A 3,294-nucleotide genomic window follows, 5' to 3' on the forward strand; every position below is an offset into this window, starting at 1 on the left:
GTCATCGCTCGTTCAACGATCCAGCGTCTAAATACCTCGGCATTCTTGGATTTCAGTCGGAATGCTAATGTCATAATCATTTCAAGATCGTATCGTTCGACGATGTTTCCGTTTCGGCAGCGTGTGCGGCGGATAATGCAGTCTTCGCACAAAATGTCGCTTTTGAGTATCGCTCGGATATTCGTGCTTACGGCAGCAGAGAATACTCCGAACAAGTCGGCAATTTGAGCCTGAGTAAGCCATACTCCGTTGGCGGTCGGGCGAATCGTTACCAGCCCGTTTTCGATTGTTATGGGTTGAGTTGTCATATACGCTTAATTCTTTATAGGTTCTTCATAGAGTTCGAGCTTTCGGCTCGCTGAAAGTTCTCGCAGCTGCTTCGTATCCTCGTCCACCTTTCTGTCCGTTACATGGGCATAGATTTGGGTGGTCATCAGCCGTCGGTGTCCCATCATGCGGCTGACGGTCTCTATCGGCACGCCCAGCGAAAGCGTGATATGCGTTCCGAAATTATGCCGGGCCCTATGAAAGGTCAGGTTCTCAATTCCGTAAGCAGCCCCCAAGCGGAGAATAAGTTTTTGCAGCTTCCGGTAGGAGCAAATCGGTAGCAGCCGGTCGTTGGTACGTTCGGCCCAATACTTTTCGATAATCCGCAGAGGTACGTCCAGCAGCCGCACGACCGATTCCGTGCCGGTCTTCTGTCGTCGGATATGTATCCACCGCACACCCTCCGCGTCCTGTGTAATGTGTTTCTCCGACAGCTGTTTCAGGTCGGCATAGGCCAGTCCCGTAAAGGTCGAAAAGATGAACCAGTCCCTCGCTCGTCGCAGTTCGGGATCGGCGACTTGTTCTGCAAGCAACCGTTTCAAGTCGTCGAGTTTCAGGTGGCGGCTCCTGCGCTTGGGCAGTTCGGGGTGCAGTACAGCATAGGGGTCGCGACGCGATGTTCCTTGATTGACGGCCCGCACGGTCATCTTCTTCAATCGGTAGAGGTGCTCGTGTACCGATTTCTGTTGCAGGCGGCGTTCCGTGCGCAGGAACAAGTCGAACGCATCGTAGAACTCCCGGTCGAGGCTACGCAAGGTTATATCTTCCTGCCTGCATTTCTCCTGCACGAAGTCACGTAGATGGTTGTATGAACGCACATAGCTCTCGTAAGTCTCTTTCGTGCGGTCGATGCCGACCCGCTTGCGGAACTCCTCGTTATGTTCCCGAAACAAAGCCAGAAGGGTCAGCGGTTTCTGTCCGATGCCTTTCACGGCATTCTTCACCAATTCGGCCGTTACGAAGCCGAGCGACAGATTGATTCGCTTGTAATGCGTCTTGATTTCCTCTGTCAGTGCGTCGATGGCGCGGTTTACCTCGTTGGCATTGCGGCTGCGGCCGTCGGCACGCCCTGTCGCCGGATTCCAGATTGCGGGGTCTACCGCGATTTTCGTTCCGATCTGTGCCGCTTCGGCGTCGATACTCACCTTACACAAGAGCTGGCACAAGCCGTCCTTGCGGACTTTCGTGCGGTTGATATAAAACAACACGGCGAACGTGCTGCGGCGTTTCATATTATTCTTTTCCATAACTGTTGTCTCCAAAGGTTGAAAGTTAAATGGCTACCGTAAACCGTTCTGCAATCCGTTCGTCGAGCGACTGCGTATCGGTGTCGATCTTGTTGTCCGTCACTTGGGCGTATATCTGCGTCATATCGACCCTGCTGTGTCCCAGCATACGGCTGACCGTCTCCATCGGCACGCCGTGCGAGAGCGTGATTTCCGTCGCGTAGGTATGGCGGGCCATATGAAAGGTCAGCTTGCGGTCGATGCCGCAAGCAGCGGCAAGCTGTTTCAATCCTCTGTTCAACTCCGAGTTCCCGTACATAGGGAGCAAATTGCCGTCCGGTGTCGTATCACGATACTTGTCGATGATATGAAGCGGCAATTCGAGCAGCGGTATCTCGAACTCCACGTTCGTTTTCTCCCGTGTAGCCTTGATCCAGACTGTTCCGTCTTCGGCTGTTTCGAGGTTTGCAGTTGTTAGCCGGCACATATCGCCGTAGCTGATACCCGTATAGCAGGAGAACAAAAACAGGTCGCGGACGAGATAGAGCCTCGGAGAAGGGAGCGGTGTAGTCATCAGCTGCCGCAACTCCTCGCGCGTGAGGTAACGCCGTTTGCGTTCGGGACGCGGAGGTTCGTATCTGGCGAACGGGTCGGCAGTAATGATGCCTGCGGCGATAGCTTTGTTAATTACCGTATGCAGACGCGACATATATAGCACGATCGTGTTCGGAGCTAACTGCCGCTCCGTGCGCAGATACAGGTCGAACTTGTCGATGAACGACCGATCCAAAGCCGAAAAAGGAATATCCGACAGCCGAAACCGCTTCAATAAGAACCGCTCAACGTGTTCATAGACGCAACGATAGGTGTTTGCCGATTTGACCGTGCGATTTATACCCACCTGTTTCTCGAAATGCTCGATGAACGAACGGAAGTAATCGAGCAGCGCCTCCTGCCCGAAAGCCATACCCAGCAGCAGGCATTTGACCTCCTCGGCCGTTACCCGTTCACGAACGACAGATTGCTCGCGGTATATGCTGATAGCCGAAGCCCGCAGCTCGTCCAATCGACGGTTGATTTCGACGGCCTCGGCGCTTTTGCCTTTGGCACGACCGGACATCCACAACGAAAGCGGTGCGAGCATCTTGGCGCTGAACACGCTTTCCGAACGGCCGATAGTCAAACGACCCATAACGGGGCAACGACCCGCACCGTCCGATTCGTTCTTTTTAAGGTAGAACGTAACCTTTACATCATCTTGATTCATAACTCTATTAACCGTTTACAAAATTAGTTCGTCTTCGACAGACGTTTTCTCGCCTCAGCAATTCGAGTCAACTCGATTGCTTTCGGCTTAATGAAAACGTTGATATAGAGTTATTTGAAGCCATGAAAAACGAAGCGAGACATAGAATAAGATACTATGCCTTTACCTCCGAAACCGTCTTTTGGTGAAACTCCGAGTAAAACGACTATCTTTGTCGTAGAGTTTCGTGAGAAAAACGGTGTTCCTCGAAGAGCAGAACCGTTTTCGGAGGTCGGAATCAAGGCCCCGACAGCCTTTTTTTCGACCCGAAAAAGGCAACGGATAAGTAACGAAAACCTCGCTTAACTCCTCGAAATCCTGCTTTTCGGTCATTCGGCAAGGGACTGAGGTTCTACCCATTGCGATTCTGCATTTCAACAACTTACATTATTACGCCCCGTTCCCCCGCTTTATCCGATTTTCTTCGTATATTTG

3 protein-coding genes are annotated in these 3,294 nt (G+C 52.2%); all 3 read right to left on the minus strand.

Annotated features, from left to right (window positions below):
- Nucleotides 1-308: protein-tyrosine kinase (locus WMO46_RS15465; protein ID WP_349094648.1), on the minus strand; the 308-nt coding region annotated here is incomplete at its 3' end.
- A 6-nt stretch (nt 309-314) separates the two neighbouring features.
- Nucleotides 315-1,574, minus strand: coding sequence for a site-specific integrase (locus WMO46_RS15470; protein WP_349094650.1), 1,260 nt, complete (start codon nt 1,572-1,574; stop codon nt 315-317).
- Nucleotides 1,575-1,599: 25 nt separating this feature from the next.
- Complete coding sequence (locus tag WMO46_RS15475) at nt 1,600-2,820, minus strand: site-specific integrase (protein WP_349094652.1); 1,221 nt, start codon at nt 2,818-2,820, stop codon at nt 1,600-1,602.
- Between the last annotated feature and the right edge of the window lie 474 nt (nt 2,821-3,294).

This window comes from Alistipes intestinihominis (assembly GCF_040095975.1).
Taxonomy (GTDB): Bacteria; Bacteroidota; Bacteroidia; order Bacteroidales; family Rikenellaceae; genus Alistipes; species Alistipes senegalensis.

What these genes read in the sequence shown, in the direction of transcription:
- WMO46_RS15470 (WP_349094650.1), bottom strand. Translation starts at nt 1,574, where the DNA reads ATGGAAAAGAATAATATGAAACGCCGCAGCACGTTCGCCGTGTTGTTT.
- WMO46_RS15475 (WP_349094652.1), bottom strand. Translation starts at nt 2,820, where the DNA reads ATGAATCAAGATGATGTAAAGGTTACGTTCTACCTTAAAAAGAACGAA.